The sequence below is a fragment of the Rhodobacter sp. NTK016B genome (assembly GCF_017303295.1).
Lineage (GTDB): Bacteria > Pseudomonadota > Alphaproteobacteria > Rhodobacterales > Rhodobacteraceae > Pararhodobacter.
The window spans coordinates 449,245-469,974 of sequence record NZ_JAFKOK010000001.1 but is presented as its reverse complement, the minus strand read 5'-3'; the positions used below and the strand labels follow the sequence as shown (position 1 = coordinate 469,974).

At 64.9% G+C, this 20,730-nt stretch carries 20 protein-coding genes; 14 read left to right on the top strand and 6 right to left on the bottom strand.

All coding sequences use genetic code 11. From position 1 onward, the window contains the following. From JI664_RS02310 to JI664_RS02300, 3 genes are all read right to left on the bottom strand, one after another. Positions 1 to 753: quaternary amine ABC transporter ATP-binding protein (locus JI664_RS02310; protein ID WP_349768674.1), on the bottom strand; the 753-nt coding region annotated here is incomplete at its 3' end. 89 nt (positions 754 to 842) lie between these two features. Next, positions 843 to 1,694, bottom strand: coding sequence for a choline ABC transporter permease subunit (choW, locus tag JI664_RS02305; protein WP_207012072.1), 852 nt, complete (start codon positions 1,692 to 1,694; stop codon positions 843 to 845). Positions 1,695 to 1,752: 58 nt separating this feature from the next. Next, positions 1,753 to 2,682, bottom strand: a complete 930-nt coding sequence (locus tag JI664_RS02300) for a choline ABC transporter substrate-binding protein (RefSeq protein WP_207012071.1) — start codon at positions 2,680 to 2,682, stop codon at positions 1,753 to 1,755. 117 nt (positions 2,683 to 2,799) lie between these two features. Between JI664_RS02300 and betI the strand changes: the two genes are divergently transcribed. From betI to JI664_RS02270, 6 genes are all read left to right on the top strand, one after another. Continuing rightward, positions 2,800 to 3,381: a transcriptional regulator BetI gene (betI, locus tag JI664_RS02295; protein WP_207012070.1), complete on the top strand. Its 582-nt coding sequence runs from the start codon at positions 2,800 to 2,802 to the stop codon at positions 3,379 to 3,381. Continuing rightward, positions 3,381 to 4,835 carry a betaine-aldehyde dehydrogenase gene (betB, locus tag JI664_RS02290; RefSeq protein ID WP_207012069.1) on the top strand — a complete coding sequence of 485 codons (1,455 nt, stop codon included), beginning with the start codon at positions 3,381 to 3,383 and terminating at the stop codon, positions 4,833 to 4,835. Before betI ends, betB begins: the two co-directional genes overlap by 1 nt. Before the next feature lie 10 nt (positions 4,836 to 4,845). Beyond that, on the top strand, positions 4,846 to 6,498 hold the full coding sequence (gene betA / locus JI664_RS02285) for a choline dehydrogenase (protein WP_207012068.1): 1,653 nt from the start codon (positions 4,846 to 4,848) through the stop codon (positions 6,496 to 6,498). Positions 6,499 to 6,609: 111 nt separating this feature from the next. Then, entirely contained in the window at positions 6,610 to 7,227 is a 618-nt protein-coding gene (locus tag JI664_RS02280; protein ID WP_349768673.1) for a thermonuclease family protein, read from the top strand. A 21-nt stretch (positions 7,228 to 7,248) separates the two neighbouring features. Continuing rightward, complete coding sequence (locus JI664_RS02275; protein WP_207012066.1) at positions 7,249 to 7,809, top strand: hemerythrin domain-containing protein; 561 nt, start codon at positions 7,249 to 7,251, stop codon at positions 7,807 to 7,809. Positions 7,810 to 7,874: 65 nt separating this feature from the next. Beyond that, a complete protein-coding gene (locus JI664_RS02270; protein ID WP_207012065.1) occupies positions 7,875 to 8,117 on the top strand; it encodes a YdcH family protein in 243 nt (80 codons plus the stop codon). 78 nt (positions 8,118 to 8,195) lie between these two features. Here JI664_RS02270 and JI664_RS02265 read toward each other — a convergent pair whose 3' ends face one another. Together JI664_RS02265 and JI664_RS02260 are read right to left on the bottom strand one after the other, a co-directional pair. Then, positions 8,196 to 9,602 carry a helix-turn-helix domain-containing protein gene (locus JI664_RS02265; protein WP_207012064.1) on the bottom strand — a complete coding sequence of 469 codons (1,407 nt, stop codon included), beginning with the start codon at positions 9,600 to 9,602 and terminating at the stop codon, positions 8,196 to 8,198. Between the two features lie 93 nt (positions 9,603 to 9,695). Then, complete coding sequence (locus JI664_RS02260) at positions 9,696 to 10,898, bottom strand: multidrug effflux MFS transporter (RefSeq protein WP_286173768.1); 1,203 nt, start codon at positions 10,896 to 10,898, stop codon at positions 9,696 to 9,698. Positions 10,899 to 11,171: 273 nt separating this feature from the next. On the opposite strand from JI664_RS02260, the gene JI664_RS02255 reads away from it, so the two are divergent. The 4 genes from JI664_RS02255 to JI664_RS02240 all read left to right on the top strand — a co-directional run bounded on the left by JI664_RS02255 (position 11,172) and on the right by JI664_RS02240 (position 15,677). Next, the gene (locus JI664_RS02255; protein ID WP_207012062.1) at positions 11,172 to 12,704 is read left to right on the top strand and encodes an acyl-CoA carboxylase subunit beta; all 1,533 of its coding nucleotides are present in this window, start codon (positions 11,172 to 11,174) and stop codon (positions 12,702 to 12,704) included. Between the two features lie 263 nt (positions 12,705 to 12,967). Continuing rightward, positions 12,968 to 13,132 carry a hypothetical protein gene (locus tag JI664_RS02250; protein WP_207012061.1) on the top strand — a complete coding sequence of 55 codons (165 nt, stop codon included), beginning with the start codon at positions 12,968 to 12,970 and terminating at the stop codon, positions 13,130 to 13,132. A gap of 87 nt (positions 13,133 to 13,219) precedes the next feature. Next, entirely contained in the window at positions 13,220 to 13,618 is a 399-nt protein-coding gene (locus JI664_RS02245; protein WP_207012060.1) for a hypothetical protein, read from the top strand. A gap of 55 nt (positions 13,619 to 13,673) precedes the next feature. After that, positions 13,674 to 15,677: an acetyl-CoA carboxylase biotin carboxylase subunit gene (locus JI664_RS02240; protein ID WP_207012059.1), complete on the top strand. Its 2,004-nt coding sequence runs from the start codon at positions 13,674 to 13,676 to the stop codon at positions 15,675 to 15,677. A 108-nt stretch (positions 15,678 to 15,785) separates the two neighbouring features. On the opposite strand, the gene JI664_RS02235 is transcribed toward JI664_RS02240, so the two are convergent. Continuing rightward, the gene (locus tag JI664_RS02235; RefSeq protein ID WP_207012058.1) at positions 15,786 to 16,289 is read right to left on the bottom strand and encodes a DUF4174 domain-containing protein; all 504 of its coding nucleotides are present in this window, start codon (positions 16,287 to 16,289) and stop codon (positions 15,786 to 15,788) included. A 119-nt stretch (positions 16,290 to 16,408) separates the two neighbouring features. Between JI664_RS02235 and scpA the strand changes: the two genes are divergently transcribed. From scpA to JI664_RS02215, 4 genes are all read left to right on the top strand, one after another. Next, on the top strand, positions 16,409 to 18,544 hold the full coding sequence (gene scpA / locus JI664_RS02230) for a methylmalonyl-CoA mutase (RefSeq protein WP_207012057.1): 2,136 nt from the start codon (positions 16,409 to 16,411) through the stop codon (positions 18,542 to 18,544). Between the two features lie 121 nt (positions 18,545 to 18,665). Continuing rightward, entirely contained in the window at positions 18,666 to 19,139 is a 474-nt protein-coding gene (locus tag JI664_RS02225) for an MAPEG family protein (RefSeq protein ID WP_207012056.1), read from the top strand. Between the two features lie 20 nt (positions 19,140 to 19,159). Continuing rightward, complete coding sequence (locus JI664_RS02220; protein ID WP_207012055.1) at positions 19,160 to 19,777, top strand: VOC family protein; 618 nt, start codon at positions 19,160 to 19,162, stop codon at positions 19,775 to 19,777. A 151-nt stretch (positions 19,778 to 19,928) separates the two neighbouring features. Continuing rightward, on the top strand, positions 19,929 to 20,612 hold the full coding sequence (locus JI664_RS02215; protein WP_207012054.1) for a TerB family tellurite resistance protein: 684 nt from the start codon (positions 19,929 to 19,931) through the stop codon (positions 20,610 to 20,612). The last annotated feature ends 118 nt before the right edge of the window (positions 20,613 to 20,730 follow it).

The window sequence follows — 20,730 nt, the reverse complement described above, 5'->3', positions numbered from 1 at the left end:
CGGGTTGGTGTAGATCTCGGACGGGGTGCCGCATTGAATGATGCGCCCGCCCTCCATGATGGCGATGCGGTTGCCCAGTTTGAACGCCTCGTCCAGATCGTGGCTGACGAAAACGATCGTGCGTTTCAGGCGCTGTTGCAGGTCCAGAAGCTCGTCCTGAAGCCGCGTGCGAATGAGCGGGTCGAGCGCCGAGAAGGGCTCGTCCATCAGCAGGATCGGCGCATCGGTGGCAAAGGCGCGGGCAAGCCCCACGCGCTGCTGCATGCCGCCCGACAATTCGCCCACCTTGCGCGTGGCCCATTGCGACAAGCCCACCAGTTCAAGCTGTTCGTCCACGCGCTTGGCCTTTTTGGCGCGGCTCATCCCCGCCAGTTCCAGCCCAAGGCCGACGTTTTCGCGCACGCTCCGCCACGGCAGCAGGCCGAATTGCTGAAAGACCATCGCCACCGAGTTCATGCGCAGCTTGCGCAACGTCCCCTTCGAGGCCTTGGGAACCGACACCATCGTGTCGCCTGAGCGCACCAGAACGTCGCCCTGCACGATCGGGTTGAGCCCGTTCACCGCGCGCAGAAGCGTTGATTTGCCCGAGCCCGAAAGGCCCATCAGCACAAGGATCTCGCCCTCGGCCACGTCGAGCGTGCAATCGTGGACGCCCAACACCTGACCGGTCTCTTTCTGGATGTCCGAGCGCGACTGCCCGGTTTCCATCAAGGGGATCGCGCGCCACGGATTGTCGCCGAACACGATCGACACATGCTGGAAGCTGACGCAGGTCTGCGGCGATTTGGAGGCGGTATCGGTTTCCGCTTGGGGGTCAGTGGTCTGGGTCTGTTCGGTCTCGGTCACGATTTTACCTCTACGCGCAGCATCCGGTCCAGCATGATGGCGACGGCGACGATCACCGCGCCCGATTCGAAGCCCAGCGCCGCATTCACCGTGTTCAGCGCGCGCACGACCGGGACACCCAGCCCCGGCGCTCCGACGAGCCCGGCGATGACCACCATCGACAGCGACAGCATGATCGTCTGGTTGAGCCCCGCCATGATCTGCGGAAAGGCATAGGGCAGCTCGACCTTGAAGATCCGCTGCATGTTGGTCGCCCCGAACGAGGTCGCGGCCTCGGAGAGGGCGGTGGGCGTCGAGCGGATGCCCAGCTCGGTCAGGCGGATCGCGGCGGGCATGGCGAAGATCACCGTGGCCACAAGGCCCGGCACCATGCCCAGCCCGAACAGCACCAGAACCGGGATCAGGTAAACGAAGGTAGGCAGCGTCTGCATCAGGTCCAGAATCGGCGTCAGGCCCCGATAGAAACGCGGGTGATGCGCGCTGAAGATGCCCATCGGCACGCCGACCGCCATGCAGACCGCGCACGACCCTAGCACCAGCGTCAGGGTCTCCATCGTTTCTTCCCAATAGCCCTGATTCCACGCGAACAGCGCACAGCCCGCGACCAGCGCGACGGCGATCCAGTTGCGTTGCAGAAGAAAGGTGATGGCCGCGAAAATCGCCACGATGATCAGCGGATGCGGCGTCATCAGGCCGCTCGCCAGCGTGTCGATGATGCTGCGCAGGCCCAGTTCGACGGCGTCGAAGAAGGGCCAGAAATTGTCCTGAACCCAGGTGAAGGCATCGGCGACGACGCGGCCTACGGGGATCTTGGCCCCGGTAATGGCGTCGGAAATCGGGTCTGACATTTGTGTTCCGCTGAAAGGGAAACCCCGGCCCGCTGGGGGCGGGCCGGGGTGACCGGGTTTAGCCTTCGAGGGCTTCGTTCACGGCGCTCATCGCGTCGCCGCCATCGACCGTCATCACGCCGTTCAGCCACGGCTCGAGCACCTCGGGATGGGCCGCGAGCCAAGCGCGGGCGGCCTCTTCTGGCGCGGTGCCGTCATTCAGGATCGCGCCCATGATCTCGTTTTCCATCGCCAGCGTGAATTCGAGATTATTGAGCAGCGCGCCGACATTGGCGCATTCCTCGACATAGCCCGCGCGGGTGTTGGTATAGACCTCGGCGCCGCCGAAATTGGGGCCGAAGTAGTCGTCGCCACCCTCAAGATAGGTAAGGTCGAAATTGGCGTTCATCGGGTGGGGTTCCCAGCCGAGGAACACGACCGGCTCGTCGCGCCGATCCGAGCGCTGAACCTGCGACAGCATCCCCTGTTCCGAGCTTTCGACGACTTCGAAGCCCTGCAGGTCGAACGCATTCGCCTCGATCATGTCGAGGATCAGGCGGTTGCCGTCATTGCCCGGCTCGATGCCGTAGATCTGGCTGTTGAGCTCATCGGCATGGGCGGCGATGTCGCCGAAGCTGCTGATCCCCAGCGCGGCGCCGGCGGCATTGGTGGCCAGCGTGTACTTGGCGCCCGTCAGGTTCATGCGCACGGTGTCGACGGTGCCCGCGTCACGATAGGGGGCGATGTCGGCTTCCATCGTCGGCATCCAGTTGCCGAGGAACACGTCGATATCGCCATTGGCCATCGAGGTGTAGGTCACCGGCACCGACAGGACCAGCGTTTCGGTCTCGTAACCCAGCGCGTCGAGAATCGTCGTGGCGACCGCCGTGGTGGCGGTGATGTCGGTCCAGCCGACATCCGAAAAGCGCACGGTGCCACAATCGGCAAAGGCCGGCGCGGCGGCCAGCGTCAGCGCGGCAGTGGTCAGGCTCAATCGGGACAAAGACATGGGTCTCTCCTGTTGGTCTTTTTTGTTGATTGACTGATCAATAAACCATGGTCTAGCACGGAATCAACAAAGTTTGCGGTTTCGGGCAATGTCCGGACCGGTTGGAAGGGATGAACGATGCCCAAGATTGGGATGGAGCCTATACGACGCGCCTCGCTGATCAAGGCCACAATCGCCGAGATCGGAAACGTCGGCACGCTCGAGGTGACAGTCAGCCGGATCGCCAAGCGCGCAGGCATGTCCTCGGCGCTGGCGCATCACTATTTCGGCTCGAAAGAGGCGATGTTCCTCGCCGCGATGCGTCATGTGCTGACGACCTACGGGGCCGAGATTCGCGGCGCGCTGGTTGCCGTCGAAACCCCCGAGGCGCGCGCCAAGGCAATCATCCGGGTGTCGTTTACCGGCACCAATTTCCGCCGCGAGGTCGTCGCGGCATGGCTGAATTTCTACGTGCTTGCGCAGACCCAGACCGAAGTGCGGCGTCTTCTGAACATTTATCAGCGGCGAATCGTGTCGAACCTGACCCACGCGCTGCGGCCGCTGCTGGGGGCAGGCGCGGTGCCGGTGGCGCATTCGCTGGCCGAGATGATCGACGGCGCCTATCTGCACGCGGCCCTTGGTTCGGACACGCCCGATGGCCCCGCCGCCGCGGCGCGGGTCGAAGCCTATCTCGCCCTTGCCTTGCAGGGGGGGCACTGATGCGCGCGCAGCCGACAGCCAGCCATTTCATCGACGGCGCTTATGTCGAGGACACGTCCGGCGCGCCGATCGAATGTCGCTACGCCGCGACGGGCGAGGTGATCGCCACCCTGCACGAGGCTACGCCCGAGCTGATCGACCGGGCGCTAGACGCCGCGCAGCGCGCGCAGGTCGAATGGGCCGCCTTGCGCCCGGTCGAACGCGGGCGCGTGCTGCACAAGGCCGCCGGGATCCTTCGCGCGCGCAACCGCGAGCTCAGCGAACTGGAAACGCTCGATACCGGCAAGCCGCTGCAGGAAACGCTGGTCGCGGATGCGACGTCAGGCGCCGATGCGCTGGAATATTTCGCCGGTTTCGCGGCCACCGTGACGGGCCAGACAATCCCCGTCGGCGGCGGTGATTTCGTCTACACCACGCGCGAACCGCTGGGCGTCTGCGTGGGCATCGGCGCGTGGAACTACCCAACCCAGATCGCCTGCTGGAAAGCCGCGCCGGCGCTGGCCTTTGGCAATGCGATGGTCTTCAAACCCTCGGACGTGACGCCGCTTTGCGCGCTGAAACTGGCCGAGATCCTGATCGAAGCGGGCGCGCCCAAGGGCCTGTTCAACGTCGTGCAGGGGCGCGGCGGGGTCGGGGCCGCGCTGGTGACCGACAGCCGCGTCGCCAAGGTCTCGCTGACGGGCTCGGTGCCCACGGGCCGCAAGGTCTATGCCGCCGCCGCCGAGGGCATTCGCCACGTCACGATGGAGCTGGGCGGCAAGTCGCCTCTGGTCATCTTCGACGATGCCAGTCTGGAAGACGCGATCGGCGCGGCGATGCTGGGGAATTTCTATTCCACCGGGCAGATCTGCTCGAACGGGACGCGGGTCTTCGTGCAGAAGGGCCTGAAAGAGCGGTTCCTCAGCCGACTTAGGGAACGCACCGAGGCCATCGTCATCGGTGACCCGATGAATGAGGCCACGCAGATGGGGCCGATGATCACCGCCGATCAGCTGGGCAAGGTCATGGGCTATATCGCGCAGGGGAAGGCCGAAGGGGCGACCCTCTTAACCGGAGGCGCGCGGATCGAGGGGCCGGGCAACTACCTGCGTCCCACCGTTTTCGCCGATGTCAGTGACGATATGGTCATCGCGCGGGAAGAAATCTTCGGCCCCGTCATGGCGGTTCTCGATTTCGAGACCGAGGACGAGGTCATCGCCCGCGCCAATGGCACCGAGTTCGGGCTGGCGGCGGGCGTCTTCACCGCCGATCTTGCCCGCGCGCATCGCGTGGCGGCCAAGCTGCAAGCGGGCACTTGCTGGATCAACGCCTATAACCTCACCCCTGTCGAGGCGCCGTTCGGCGGCTCGAAACTGTCGGGCGTGGGGCGCGAGAACGGCCATGCCGCGCTCGAACACTATACCGAAATCAAGTCCGTCTATGTCGGCGTGAACCCCGTCGACGCCCCTTATTAAGGCTCAGAGCATGAACGCGGATTACATCATCGTCGGCGCCGGGTCCGGCGGCTCGGCCGTGGCCTATAGGCTGGCCGAGGCGGGGCATTCGGTCGTGGTGATCGAATTCGGCGGCAGCGATGCCGGTCCGTTCATCAACATGCCCGGCGCGCTGTCCTATCCGATGAATATGAAGCGCTACGACTGGGGCATGTCCTCGGAACCGGAGCCGGGGCTGGGCGGGCGGCGTCTCGTTACCCCGCGCGGCAAGGTGATCGGCGGGTCGTCCTCGATCAACGGCATGGTCTATGTGCGCGGCCACGCCAAGGACTACGACCATTGGGAAGAGCAGGGCGCCGAGGGCTGGGGCTTTTCCGATGTCCTGCCCTATTTCAAGCGCATGGAAAGCTGGCATGGCGGGGCCGATGCCGGTGGCGGCGAGGATTGGCGCGGCCATGACGGCCCGCTGCATATCAGCCGCGGCGCGCGCGAGAACCCGCTTTTCAACGCCTTTATCGAAGCGGGCCAGCAGGCGGGATATCCGGTCACGCGCGACTATAACGGCCAGCAACAGGAAGGCTTCGGCGCCATGGAGGCGACGATCTTCAAGGGCCAGCGCTGGTCCGCCGCCAAGGCCTATCTCAAACCCGCGATCCGCACCGGGCGCGTGCGCGTCGAGCGGGGCCTTGCCGCGCGCGTGCATATCGAGAACGGTCGCGCCACCGGCGTGGTGATGAGCGACGGGCGCATCCTGACGGCGGGGCGCGAGGTGGTGCTGGCGGCTTCGTCGCTCAACACGCCGAAGATCCTGATGCTGTCGGGCATCGGCCCCGCCGGGCATCTGCGCGAACACGGGATCGAGGTGATCGCAGACCGTCCCGGCGTCGGCTCGAACCTGCAGGACCATCTGGAACTGTACCTGCAATTCGCCACGATCGATCCGATCAGCCTGTTTCGGTACTGGAACCTGTGGGGCAAGGCCTATGTCGGCGCCAAGTGGTTGCTGTCGAAGACCGGGCCGGGCGCGTCGAACCAGTTCGAAAGCTGCGGCTTCATCCGCTCGGCGGCAGGGATCGACTATCCCGATATCCAGTACCATTTCCTGCCCATCGCCGTGCGCTATGACGGGCAGGCGGTGGCCGAGGGGCACGGGTTCCAGACCCATGTCGGCCCGATGCGCTCGAAATCGCGCGGCACGGTGCGGCTGCGCTCGACCGATCCCGCCGACAACCCGGTGATCCGCTTCAACTATATGAGCCATCCCGACGACTGGACCGAGTTCCGCACCGCGATCCGTCTGACGCGCGAAATCGTCGGCCAGCCCGCGATGGCGAAATTCGTCAAGCACGAGATCCAGCCGGGTGCCGCAATACAATCGGATGATGAGCTGGACGCTTTCATCCGGGAACACGCCGAATCGGCCTATCACCCCTGTGGCACCGCCCGGATGGGGCGGCGCGACGACCCCGACGCGGTGGTCGACGGGCAGGGGCGGGTGATCGGTGTCGAGGGGCTGCGCGTCGCCGACAGCTCGGTCTTTCCGCGCATCACCAATGGCAACCTGAACGGCCCGTCGATCATGACCGGCGAGAAGATGGCTGACCATATCTTGGGCAAAGACCCGCTTCCGGCGTCAAATCTTGAGCCCTGGCTCAATCCCGACTGGGCCACGGCGCAGCGTTAAGCGTTAACAAATCCTTGCCTTGCCCCGCGACTCCGCTGCGGCTACACCCGGGCCATGTTAAGGATTTGTTCACTTTTCGTCCTCATACTCGCCGGCGCTGCACAGGCCGATGTGCGGGGTGCCGCGCGGGTGATCGACGGCGACACGCTGGATGTTGCCGGTATCACCGTGCGGATCGAAGGCATCGACGCGCCCGAACTCGACCAACGCTGCGAAGGGCCGGGCGAAGACTGGGCCTGCGGGGCGTGGTCGCGGGACCATATGGTCGCGCTCATCGCCGGGCGCGAGGTGATCTGCGCAGGCGATCTTCAGGACCGCTACGACCGGCTTGTCGCGCGGTGCCGCGCGGGGCAGGGCGATCTGGGCGCGGAAATGGTCCGCGGCGGGGCCGCGCTGGCCTATCGCCGCTATTCACACGCCTATATCCGCGATGAACGCGCGGCGCACAGCACCGGGCGCGGCATCTGGCAACATGGCGGCCGCTATGTCACCCGCCCCGCCGAGTATCGCGCCAGACAGCGCGCCGACAGGCAGGCCGAAACGCCCGCCCAGACCCCGCCGCGCGTTGACTGTGCGATCAAGGGCAATATCTCGTCCAGCGGACAGATCTATCACCTGCCGGGGCAGCGCGATTACGAACGCACCCGGATCGACACCACGCGCGGCGAGCAGTGGTTTTGCACCGAAGAACAGGCGCAGGCCGCCGGTTGGCGTCCGGCGCAGCGCTGAGAGCGCGCGGAAAGGAACGATGTGAGCGAATTCGAAGACCTCGAACACCGAAGCGCCCTGCCGGATGCGCTGCGCGTGCTGGTGGCCGAATACCCCCGCGACAGCTGGCAGGGACACGCCAATTTCGACGGCCTCACGCGTTTCTGGCTTGAGCGGCATCTGGCCTTCCGAAAGATGCTGCCGATGCTACAGGCCCGCGCGCGCTCGATCGTCGAGCAGGACGCCGAGCCCGACCCCCGCGCGCTGATCCAGATCGCCGGGGGGCTGCTCAACGATCTGCACGGCCACCATCAGATCGAAGATCACCATTATTTCCCGATGCTTGCGCGCGCCGAGCCGCGGCTCGAGCACGGGTTTGAGCTGCTCGATGCCGACCATCACATGCTGGACGCGCATATCCGTGGGCTGGCCGACCGCACCAATGCCGTGCTGCAGGCGATCAGCAAGAACGAACCCCCGCGCGAGACGGCGGCGCGGCTTGAAGAGGCGCTGACACCGTTCGAGACCTTTCTTGACCGGCATCTCGAGGACGAGGAAGAAATCGTCGTGCCGGTAATTCTACATCACGCGCTCAGCTTATGATCCAGATCAAAGGCGCGCGGGTTCGGGAGCGCTAATCTGATCGGGACAGCAAGACGGAGAGAACGATGTCGAACACGCCCCACGGACTGGCCCAGGAATTCCCGGCCGATGCCGACAAGATTCAGGCGCTCAAAGGCACCGATTCGCATTTCGCGAAGATCGCTGAGGAATATCAGCAGGTGAATGACGATATTCACCGTGCCGAAACCAATGTCGAACCGATGTCGGAAGAGCACGAGACCGCCCTTCGCAAGAAGCGGCTTGCCCTGAAAGACGAAATTGCCGCGAAGCTGCGCGACGCCGTCTGACGCTGCTGTAAGGGTTGGGACCCGGGGCCGCCTCTGTTCGAGGCGGCCTGTTTCGTTTCGTGCTTGTCGTTCTGGCTGTCAGCTTTGCTGCGGCCCGGCAATGGCATAGGGCAGGATGCCGCGCATGTCGTGATCGACGCGCAGTTCCTGTTCCAGCGGCGGGACCGAGCGCTGGTGGCAATCGGGGCGCGCGCAGATGCGGCAGGAAATGCCGATTGGCTCGAACGCCTGCGGATTGGTCAGGTCCATATCGTCGGCATAGGTCAGTGCCTCGGCGTGGCGGATCTCGCAGCCCAGCCCGATGGCATAGCGCCGGACCGGCGCGCGGAATGATCCGCCCGATTTCGACACGTCCCGCGCCAGCGAGAAATACCTCACCCCGTCCGGCGTCTCGGCCAGCTGCCGCAAGAACCGGCCCGGCGTCTCGAAAGCCCGGTGCACGTTCCAAAGCGGACAGGCGCCCCCGTAACGGGCGAATTGCAGCCGCGTGGCCGAGTGGCGCTTGGTGATTGTCCCGGCCTGATCGACCCGCACGAACCAGAACGGCACACCTTTGGCACCGGGCCGCTGCAGGGTCGAAAGCCGGTGCGCGATCTGTTCGATCGACGCGCCAAAGCGGTCGGCGAGGATCTCCAGATCGTGGCGGCTTTCCTGCGCGGCGGCGAGAAACGTGCGGTAGGGCAGCAGGGCCGCCCCGGCGAAGTAATTGGCCAGCCCGATCTTGGCGATGCTGCGGGCCTCGTCCGACTGGAAGCGCGCCAGATCCAGCGTCGCTTCCAGCAGGTCGTTCTGGGTCAGCAGGGCCAGCTGGTGCAGCATCTGGAAGCGCTTCGTCGCACCGCTGGCCTTGTCCGACAGCATCAGCACCCGGCGCTGCGGGTCGTAGCTGCGCAGGATCGGCCCGTCGGTCGCCTGTGTCACCACGCCGCGCCGTTCGAGCAGGCGCGCGATCTTGGCGTCCAGCGTGTCGGGCCCGCTGGCGAAATGCTCGGCCGCGCGGTCGACGGCGTCGATGTAATTGTCGCAATAATGGAAGAAATCGCGCACTTCCTCCCAGGGCGAGGCCCTGAGCACGCGGTCCTCGCGCCCCAGCGCCTCGTCCAGCGAGGCCAGCCGCTCATGCGTCTGGCGATAGGCCCGGTGCAGCGCCAGCAGCGCGCGCGCCACGCCCGGCGCGTTGGAGGCAACCAGCCGCAGATCGGCGGCGCTCGGGGCCGGGGCGGGGAAGACCGGATCGGCGAGAGCCTCGCGCAGATCGGTCACCATGCGTTCGCTGTCGCCGGTCGACAGCTCGGTGACATCGGTCCCGAATTCCCGCGCAAGGGCCAGAACCACCGCGGTCGAAACCGGCCGGTTGTTGTTTTCCATCTGGTTGAGATAGGGCAGCGACACGCCGAGCCGGGCGGCGAATTCTTTCTGCGTCAGTTCCATCCGCAGGCGAATCTCGCGCAGCTTCGCCCCGGCGTAAAGTTTCTGCACAGCCATCTGGTTTCCGCCTCGCCCAAGGGTTTGCAAGTCCGCAGACTAGCTTTGCAAACCCTTCCTGCCAAGCGTTCCCTGTATCCTCGGCGGTGCCGCCTACAGGCCCAGCTTCTTGGCGCGGCGGATCACCAGCAGGATCGACAGGAACGAGCCGAGCGTTGATGCGGTCATGATCGCGATCAGCGGCCAGGCGCCTGTTTCCTCGGTCAGCCACGCGCCGGCGAGGGCCGACAAAAGCGCCCCGCCGCCGATCATGAAGGCCCCGCCCAGTCCCGCCGCCGTGCCCGCCAATGCAGGCCGCACCGACAGCATCCCGGCATTGGAATTGGGCAGGATCAGCCCGTTGCCGATGCCGATGATCAGGAAGGGCGAGAAAAAGCCCGCAGCCCCGCCGATCCCGGTCGCTGCCGCAAGGATCTGCAGCACCATGCCGAGGCCCATCATGACGTTGCCGTAGATGATCATCTTGTTCAGGCCAGCGCGCATCGTGAAGCGGCCCGACAGGTAATTGCCCAGCCCGTAGCCCAGCCCCGCCGCGCTGAAGAACAGGCCCAGTTCGCTGGGCTCCAAACCGTAAAGCACGGTGCCGACGAAGGGCGCGCCACCGAGATAGGCAAAGAACACGCCCGACGCGAATGCGGTCGACAGCACGTAGCCCCAGAACCGGGGCGAGGTCAGCAATTCCGGGTAATCGGCGATCTGGGCACGGAAGCTCGTGGGCTTGCGCTCCATTGTTTCGCCCAGATCTGTATAGACCAGCCACAGAACAAGGATGCCGAGAGCCGTCAGCAGCGCGAAACTGGCTTTCCAGCCGAAGACCTCGTCCAGCGCGCCGCCGATCACCGGCCCGATCATCGGCACGATGGACATGCCCAGCGTGACATAGGCGATCATCGAGGCCGCACGTTCCTCGTCGACCATGTCGCGCACGATGGCGCGGCTCAACGCCATGCCGGTCGCGACGGCGGCCTGCAACATGCGGAAGATCAGGAAGGTCGTGGCATTGGGCGCCACCAGCGTGCCGATCGAGGCGAGCACGAAGATCGCGAGCGATCCCAGCAGGATATTACGGCGCCCGAAACGGTCCGACAGCGGGCCGATCAGGATCTGCAAAAGCGCGCTGAAGCCCAGATAGACCGAGACCGACAATTGCAGCACACGGTATTCGGCGTCGAAATACTCGGCCATGTTCGGCAGCGATGGCAGGAACACGTTCATCGACAGGGCCGAAACCCCCGAAATGAGGATCAGCGTGGCCAAATGCGGGGGGGTTGTGCGGTCGAGAAACCGGGGCGTCATACCATTCATTTTACAAGTGTAGAGTTGCGCGCGGGGAGTGTCCAGATACGCTGACGCGCTTTCGCGCGTTTCAGACGGATAGCGTCGCGCGCCGGGCCGGGGGGCGCGTTAGCGGCACATAGCGGCAGGCTCGTTCCGCTCAGCTTTCGCGGGAGTATTTGCGAGTTTGCAATTCGCACTGGGCGCTTGGCAATGTCTTTGCAAATTTTCTTGTTTTTGCTTTCTTTGCGCTCCCTGCACCCGTAGATTGCCGCCAAATCCGAGGAGGCGTCGATGAAAGATATCCTGCAAGAGCTCGAGACCCGCCGCGCGCAAGCTCGCCTGGGAGGGGGGCAGCGGCGCATCGATTCGCAGCACGCCAAGGGCAAGCTGACCGCCCGCGAACGGCTGGAACTGCTGCTTGATGAAGGCTCGTTCGAGGAATTCGACACCTTCGTCGCCCATCGCTGCACCGATTTCGGCATGGAGCAGGATCGCCCCTATGGCGACGGCGTCGTGACCGGCTGGGGCACGATCAATGGCCGCATGGTCTATGTCTTCAGTCAGGATTTCACCGTCTTCGGCGGTTCGCTTTCTGAAACCCATGCGCAGAAGATCTGCAAGATCATGGACATGGCCATCCAGAACGGCGCGCCGGTGATCGGCCTGAACGATTCGGGCGGTGCGCGGATCCAGGAAGGTGTGGCCTCGCTCGCGGGCTATGCCGACGTGTTCCAGCGCAACATCATGGCCTCGGGCGTGGTGCCGCAGATCTCGGTCATCATGGGCCCCTGCGCGGGCGGCGCGGTCTATTCGCCGGCGATGACCGACTTCATCTTCATGGTGCGCGATTCGTCCTACATGTTCGTGACCGGCCCCGATGTGGTCAAGACCGTCACCAACGAGATCGTCACCGCCGAAGAACTGGGCGGGGCCTCGACCCATACCAAGAAATCCTCGGTCGCGGACGGGGCCTTTGAGAACGATGTCGAAGCCCTGATCGAGGTCCGCAGGCTGGTGGACTTCCTTCCGCTCAACAACCGCGAGAAGCCGCCGGTGCGTCCCTTCTTCGACGAGCCGGGCCGGATCGAAGACAGCCTCGATACGCTGATCCCCGACAATCCCAACACGCCCTACGACATGAAGGAGCTGATCCACAAAGTCGCGGATGAGGGTGATTTCTACGAGATCCAGCAGGATTTCGCGAAGAACATCATCACCGGCTTCGTACGGATCGAAGGCCAGACAGTCGGCGTGGTCGCCAACCAGCCGATGGTGCTGGCGGGGTGTCTGGATATCGACAGCTCGCGCAAGGCCGCGCGTTTCGTGCGCTTCTGCGACGCCTTCGAAATCCCGATCCTGACCCTCGTCGACGTGCCCGGCTTCCTGCCAGGGACGGGGCAGGAATATGGCGGCGTCATCAAGCATGGCGCCAAGCTGCTGTTCGCCTATGGCGAGGCGACGGTGCCGAAGGTCACCGTCATCACCCGCAAGGCCTATGGCGGCGCCTATGACGTGATGGCGTCGAAGCACCTGCGTGGCGATTTCAACTATGCCTGGCCCACCGCCGAGATCGCGGTGATGGGCGCCAAGGGCGCGGTCGAGATCCTCTATCGCAGCGAGCTGGCCGACAAGGACAAGATCGCCGCACGCACCAAGGATTACGAGGACCGTTTCGCGAATCCGTTCGTCGCCGCCGAGAAGGGCTTCATCGACGAGGTGATCCAGCCGCGCTCGACCCGGCGCCGGGTGGCCCGCGCCTTTGCCAGCCTGCGCGGCAAGAAGCTGTCCAATCCGTGGAAGAAGCACGACAACATCCCGCTGTAAGGGCGGGACGCTCCCCCAGCATCTGAGGCTTGGCCCCTGTCGGCCGCTAGATGTTGATTTCTTGACACCGCCGCAACGCCCGTCGATGCGGCAAAACCACAGAACGCCTTGCAAGCCCCCATGTTTGAACACAAAAACTGGATTTGGCCCATCTCTTGGGATATGCTCGCCCTCAGCGCATCCGCTGTGGATTGCGTGATAAAGAGCATTCGGCGTATCGGGTTTGCCCGTCGACCGGATCGCGCAGAGAGCAGGAGCAATCAATGTCCAAAGCCCCGATCGGCGCCGTTGTCGCCGTTCTTGGTCTGGCCGTGCTGGGTGGCTGCAGCCACTTCTCGAGCCACCACCAGGATGAATACGTCCCCGTCGACCCGCAGCCGGCACCCGCGCCGATCTACGTGGAACCTGTCGACCCGAAATACGGCTGATCTTTTCCGCATCGCCATGACGTCGCGCCGGGCGGGGCTGTTTCTGGTCTCGCCCGCGTCTTGCCGCGCGCCGCTGGGAGGTCTCCCATGCTGAAGCATCGCGGCTTTCCCGGGCGTCTGCCCGGCACCGATTTCCAGTTCACGATCCGCCGCGCCAACGTCAAGGAAGGCGCCACGCCGCTTGTCGCGCGCGAGCGCTTCAAGGACCGGCGCACGCCCGACCGCCGCGCCGACGAAGCCTTCATCGCCGCGCTCTGGGAGCATTTCGGCGACGAGCCTTTCGAGCGCGGCAATCTCGATGCCGGGCGCCTGTCGTGGCTTTTCGGCCGCGAAGTGGTCGCCGCCGAGGACCCGTTCGATCCCCGCAGCTACGAGGCGCTTTTGCGCATCGATGTCCGGCGCGCGCGCCTGTCCTATCCCGACGTCTTCTGGGACGCCGAGATCAGCGACGAGGACGACAGCGATTGGGATGAGGACGACGCATGACAGCCATCGCCGCACATCCGTATTCTGAGGCCCCGACGGGGCAGGGGGAGTGACCATGTTCAAGAAGATTCTGATCGCCAACCGTGGCGAAATCGCCTGCCGGGTCATCAAGTCGGCTCGCAAGATGGGTATCCAGACCGTCGCGATCTATTCCGATGCCGACCGCAACGCGCTGCATGTGCAGATGGCCGACGAGGCCGTGCATATCGGTCCGCCCCCCGCCAACCAATCCTACATCGTCATCGACAAGGTGATGGAGGCGATCCGCAAGACCGGCGCCGAGGCGGTGCATCCGGGATACGGATTTCTTAGCGAAAACATGAAGTTCGCTGAGGCGCTCGAGGCCGAAGGCGTGGCGTTCATCGGCCCGCCTTCGGGCGCGATCGAGTCGATGGGCGACAAGATCACCTCGAAGAAGATCGCGCAGGAAGCGGGCGTCAGCACCGTGCCCGGCTATATGGGGCTGATTGCCGATGCCGAAGAAGCGGTAAAGATCTCGGGCGAGATCGGCTATCCGGTGATGATCAAGGCCTCGGCCGGCGGCGGCGGCAAGGGGATGCGCATCGCCTGGAATGACGATGAGGCGCGCGAAGGTTTCGATTCGTCCAAGAGCGAGGCCGCCAACAGCTTCGGCGACGACCGGATCTTCATCGAGAAATTCGTGACGCAACCGCGGCATATCGAGATTCAGGTGCTGGCCGACAAGCACGGCAATTGCGTCTATCTGCACGAGCGCGAATGCTCGATCCAGCGCCGCAACCAGAAGGTCATCGAAGAGGCGCCGTCGTCCTTCCTCGACCCCGAGACGCGCAAGGCAATGGGCGAGCAGGCCGTCGCGCTGGCCAAGGCCGTGGGCTATACCAGCGCCGGCACGGTGGAATTCATCGTCGATGGCGGCAAGAATTTCTACTTTCTCGAGATGAACACCCGCCTGCAGGTGGAACACCCGGTTACCGAGCTGATCACCGGCGTCGATCTGGTCGAGCAGATGATCCGCGTGGCCAATGGCGAGGCACTGCCTTTCAAGCAGGAAGACCTGACGATCAACGGCTGGGCGATGGAAAGCCGCCTCTATGCCGAGGATCCCTATCGCAACTTCCTGCCCTCGATCGGTCGCTTGACCCGCTACCGGCCCCCGGTTGAAGGCCCGACGCAGGGCGGCGGCATCGTGCGCAACGATACCGGCGTTTATGAGGGCGGCGAAATTTCGATGTATTACGACCCGATGATCGCCAAGCTCTGCACCTGGGGGCAGACCCGCGACGCGGCGATCGAGGAAATGCGCCTCGCTCTCGATACGTTCGAGGTCGAAGGCATCGGCCATAACCTGCCGTTCTGCGCGGCGGTGATGGACCACCCGAAATTCGTCTCGGGCGACATCACCACCGCCTTCATCGCCGAGGAATTCCCCGAAGGTTTCGATGGCGTCAGCCTGCCCGATCCGATGCTGCGCAAGGTCGCGGCGGCAGCGGCGGCGATGAACCGCGTGGCCGAGATCCGGCGCAGCCGCGTGTCAGGGCGCATGGACAACCATGAGCGCAAGGTCGGCGACGACTGGGTCGTGGTGGTGCAGGGGCAGGAATACCCGGTCGCCGTTCAGGCCGATCGCGGCGGCGCGACCGTGGCCTTCGCCGATGGCGCGGCGATGCGGGTCGAATCCGACTGGACCCCGGGCCAGTCGCTGGCGCGGCTTCTGGTCGATGGCGAGCCTGTGGTGCTGAAGGTCGGACGCCTCAGCGGCGGCTACCGCCTGCGTCTGCGCGGCGCCGATCTGAAAGCCTATGTGCGCAGCCCGCGTCAGGCGGAACTGGCCCGGCTCATGCCCGAGAAACTGCCGCCCGACACCTCGAAAATGCTGCTCTGCCCGATGCCTGGCCTGATGGTGAAACTGTCGGTGGCCGAGGGCGACGAGGTTTTCGAAGGTCAGGCTCTGTGCACCGTCGAGGCGATGAAGATGGAAAACATCCTGCGCGCCGAGAAGAAAGGCGTGGTCAAGTCGATCAATGCCGAGGTCGGTGGCTCGCTCATGGTCGACGACGTGATCATGGAATTCGAGTAAGGATGCGTTAACCGCGATGCGCGCGCTGCCCTTTCACTTTGCCGAAAATACTCCTGTCGTCCCGGGGCCGTGTCCCAGGACGACGGAGCAGGGGCCTGTCGGCCGTGTTCAGCGGCCCGAGGGCATCCGTTCCAGCATCTCCTGCCGTCTGAGCGGGAAGCGGTCGATATTGGCCGAAATCTCGCGCACCGAGCGGGGGGCGGGGCGGCGCTGCTTGATCTCGCCATCCTTACCGATGATCGCCAGCATGAAGCCGCGCGGCCTGAGCCGCAGGCGCAGCGGGCTGTCGGACCGGCGGTCGGTATCGACGATGACGATCACGTCGCGCGTCACCAGATCCTGCGGCAATTCCGCGATCTCGCGCATCTGGCGCTGGAAGGCAGGGTCGTTGGGGCTGTCGGCCAGCACCGCGACGATCCGCTGCTCCCACAGGAATTGCTCAAGCTCGACATCCGCCGCATCCAGAATGACCAGCCCGGCCATCGGCGCTTCGGCGCTTTCCAGTGGCACGGCCTCAGACACGTCCTGTGCCTGCGATCTCGGGGGAAAAGCCACGGCAAAGGCCACCGCAAGGCCAAGGGTCAGCACGGTCGCTGGCAACAGGAATTTCATGGGCAATGGGTCTCCATTCGCCCCAGATATAGGCAATCCCCGCCGGATTGCACCCGTGAACACGCAGATTTCGTTGCGGCACAGCGCCGCCGCGGTCTGACGCATTGGAGGAACGCAGCATGTCCGAGACCGACAACAAGGCCGAATGGGAAAAGCTGGCGTCGAAGGAACTGAAGGGCCGCAGCCCCGAGGACCTGACCTGGCACACGCTGGAAGGCATCGATATCAAGCCGCTTTACACCGAGGCCGATATCGACGGGCTCGAGCATCTGGGGTCCATGCCGGGGCTGGCGCCCTTCACCCGTGGGCCGCGCGCGACGATGTATGCGGGCCGTCCGTGGACGATCCGGCAATATGCCGGCTTCTCGACTGCCGAGGAATCGAACGGCTTCTACCGCAAGGCGCTGGCCGCCGGGCAACAGGGCGTCTCGGTCGCTTTCGACCTTGCGACGCACCGGGGCTATGACAGCGACCATCCGCGCGTGGTCGGCGATGTCGGCAAGGCGGGCGTGGCCATCGACAGCGTCGAGGATATGAAGATCCTGTTCGACGGCATTCCGCTGGAAAAGGTATCGGTCTCGATGACGATGAACGGCGCGGTGATCCCGATCCTCGCCAATTTCATTGTCGCGGGCGAAGAGCAGGGCGTCGACCGCTCGCTTCTTTCGGGCACGATCCAGAACGACATCCTCAAGGAGTTCATGGTCCGCAACACCTATGTCTATCCGCCCGAGCCTTCGATGCGGATCATCGCGGATATCATCGAATACACGTCGAACGAGATGCCGAAGTTCAACTCGATCTCGATTTCCGGCTACCACATGCAGGAAGCCGGGGCGAACCTTGTGCAGGAGCTGGCCTTCACCCTTGCCGATGGGCGCGAATATGTCCGCGCGGCGATCGCGCGCGGCATGGATGTCGACCGTTTCGCGGGTCGGCTGTCGTTCTTCTTCGCCATCGGCATGAATTTCTTCATGGAAGCCGCCAAGCTGCGCGCCGCGCGGCTGCTGTGGCACCGCATCATGTCGGAATTCGAGCCCAAGAAACCCGGCAGCCTGATGCTGCGCACCCATTGCCAGACCTCGGGCGTCTCGCTGCAGGAGCAGGACCCTTACAACAACGTCGTGCGCACCGCCTACGAGGCGCTGGCGGCGGCTCTGGGCGGCACGCAGTCGCTGCATACCAACGCGCTCGATGAAGCCATCGCGCTGCCCACCGAGTTCAGCGCGCGCATCGCCCGCAACACCCAGCTGATCTTGCAGGAAGAGACCGGCGTGACGAAGGTCGTCGATCCGCTGGCGGGCTCGTACTATGTTGAAAAACTGACAGCGGACCTGGCCGACGCGGCGTGGAAACTGATCGAAGAAGTTGAAGAACTGGGAGGCATGACCAAGGCTGTGGCCTCGGGGATGCCCAAGCTCCGCATCGAGGAATCCGCCGCCCGGCGTCAGGCACAGATCGACCGGGGCGAAGAGGTGATCGTCGGCGTCAACAAGTATCGCCGCGACAAGGAAGACCCGATCGACATTCTCGATATCGACAACGTCAAGGTCCGCGAAGGGCAGGTCGCGCGGCTGCAGAAGATCCGCGAGACCCGCGACGAGGCGGCCTGCACCGCCGCACTCGCCGAGCTCGAGAAACGCGCGAAGGAAGGCGGCAACCTTCTGGAAGCTGCGGTCGAGGCGGCGCGCGCACGCGCCAGCGTGGGAGAGATCAGCATGGCGATGGAAAAGGTATTCGGCCGCCACCGGGCCGAGGTGAAGACCCTCGCCGGGGTCTATGGCGCGGCCTATGAGGGCGATGCGGGCTTCGCGCAGATCCAGAAGGATGTCGAGACCTTTGCCGAGGAAGAAGGCCGCCGCCCGCGGATGCTGGTGGTCAAGATGGGGCAGGACGGTCACGACCGGGGCGCCAAGGTGATCGCCACGGCCTTTGCCGATATCGGCTTCGACGTCGATGTGGGCCCCCTGTTCCAGACGCCCGAGGAAGCCGCGCAGGACGCGGTCGATAACGATGTCCATGTCATCGGCATCAGCTCGCAGGCGGCGGGTCACAAGACCCTTGCGCCGAAACTGATCGAAGCGCTGAAAGAGCAGGGGGCCGGCGATATCCTTGTGATTTGCGGCGGCGTGATCCCGCAGCAGGATTACGATTTCCTCAAAGCCGCCGGTGTGAAGGCGATCTTCGGCCCGGGCACCAATATCCCCGCCGCCGCGCGCGATATCCTTGAACTGATCCGTCAGGCGCGTCGCTGAGCGAATACCCGGCCCGGCCCCGGGGAGGGGTGACGGGCCGATGAGGGGCGGCGCTGGAGGGTGCCGCCCCTTTCTGATTTCAGGCCCCGCAGCGGGCCGGATCCACCCGCAGGAGCCGATCATGACCGCCAAACGCCGCATCATCGCCGCCTCGATGGCTCTGGGTCTGGTCTGGGCGATCACGCTTGTCTGGCTGGGGCGCGGCGCAGGGGCTTTTCCCGATGCGCTGGTGCTGGGGTTCCTGCCCGGCGGGCTGACGATGATGGCGATGATCGGGCGGCTTGCGCAGCGGCGGTTTTTCGACGACGCGATCATTGATGGCGATGCGTTCGCATCGGCCTCGCCGGCCGAGATCGACCAGCGCGTGCTGACCAACACGACCGAGCAGATGGTGCTGGCGCTCGCGCTCTGGCCCTTCGCGGGCTGGGTGCTGGGATGGGGGCTGCTGGTGTGGCTGGGCCTGTCCTTTGCCGTCTTCCGGCTGGTGTTCTGGATCGGCTATCACCTGTCGCCCCCCTTGCGCGGGCTTGGATTTGCAGCCAGTTTCTACCCCACAATCGTGGCCGCGCTCTGGGCGCTGGCCCTCTGGATCTGACGGATAACAAACGGAATTTCATGGCCCTCTTCGACCACCTCGCCTTTGCCGCCGCCACGCTCGAAGAAGGCGCCGCCGCTGTCGAGCAGGCACTGGGCGTGCCGCTTGAACCCGGTGGCGCGCATGAGCAGATGGGCACGCATAACCGGCTTCTGTCGCTGGGGCCGGGCGAGTATTTCGAGCTGATCGCCATCGACCCCGAGGGCACGCCGCCCGGTCGGCCCCGCTGGTTCGCGCTGGACGATTTCTCCGGGCCGCCGCGCCCGCAAAGCTGGATCGTGCAAGCGCCCGACCTCGAAGACGCGCTGAAGATCGCCCCCTTCGGCAGCGGTGAGCCGATGTTGTTTCGCCGCAACGCCCTGACATGGCGATTCGCGGTGCCCGATAGCGGGCTGCAGCCCTTCGACGGGATTTCGCCCGCCGTCATCGAATGGGGCGAGGGCGTGCCGCATCCGTCCGAGCGTCTGCCCGATCGCGGCGTGCGGCTGACCAGGCTGGTGCTGCGCCATCCGCGCCCGCAGGACCTTGCACGCGCGCTCGAGCCGCTGATCGACGATCCGCGCCTGCGGTTCGACACCGGCGCGCCGGGGATCCGTGCCGAATTCGACACGCCCGACGGGCCCCGCGTGCTGGAGTAAGGCGCGCGGTCGTCAGGTTTCAGCGCAGACTGGCGCGGCCGGATGCCGCAGACCGATCACAAATTTGGCCGCCGACCGGATCTTGTGCAGATGCCGAAATTGTTGTGACTGTCGCATGTTCAAATTAACGACCCGCGCGTAAACTGGGCTTATGTCACTCTGGTCACGGATCACCGATGCAATCGAAGCGCTGCGCACAGGCGAACCCCTGAGCGTGGTGTTCGACCGGCTGCGCCAGCGGCCCGAGCGGACGATTGCCTTTACCATCGGCGTGATTGCTCTCGGCGCGAAGCTTGCCAAGGCCGATGGAATCGTCACGCGTGACGAGGTGACGATGTTCCGCTCGGTCTTCACCATCCCGCCCGAGGATGAGAAACACGCCGCGCGCGTCTTCAACCTTGCGCGGCAGGACGTGGCGGGGTTCGACGCCTATGCGCGCAAGATTGCCGCGCTGTTTCCGGCCGGTGACCCGGTGTTGCGCGATCTGCTGGACGGGCTGTTTCACGTCGCGCTGGCCGATGGCGACATGCACCCGGCCGAGGAAGCCTTTCTGCAGGAAGTGGCCAATATTTTCGGGCTGGGGCAGGGGTGTTACCGCTCGATCTATGCGCGCCTTGTTCCCAGCGCGGCGCCCGATCCCTACGAGCTTCTGGAATTGCCGCCCGATGCCTCGCTTGACGAGGCGCGGCGCGCTTTCCGCCGCATGGTGCGCGAGGCGCATCCCGATGCGCTGCGCGCGCGCGGCGTGCCGGACGAAGCCGTGACGCTGGCCGAGGAACGGCTCAAGGCGCTGAACAACGCCTGGGAAGAGGTCCAGCAGCGGCACGCGGCCTGATTTGCGGTAGCCAAGCCAATCGTGCGGTCCGGCGAAGGTCACGCGGTTGGCATTGTTCAGACGGAACCAACCCGGCTATGCTTGGCTTTGTCGCGCCGCCTGAACGGGCTTTGCACCG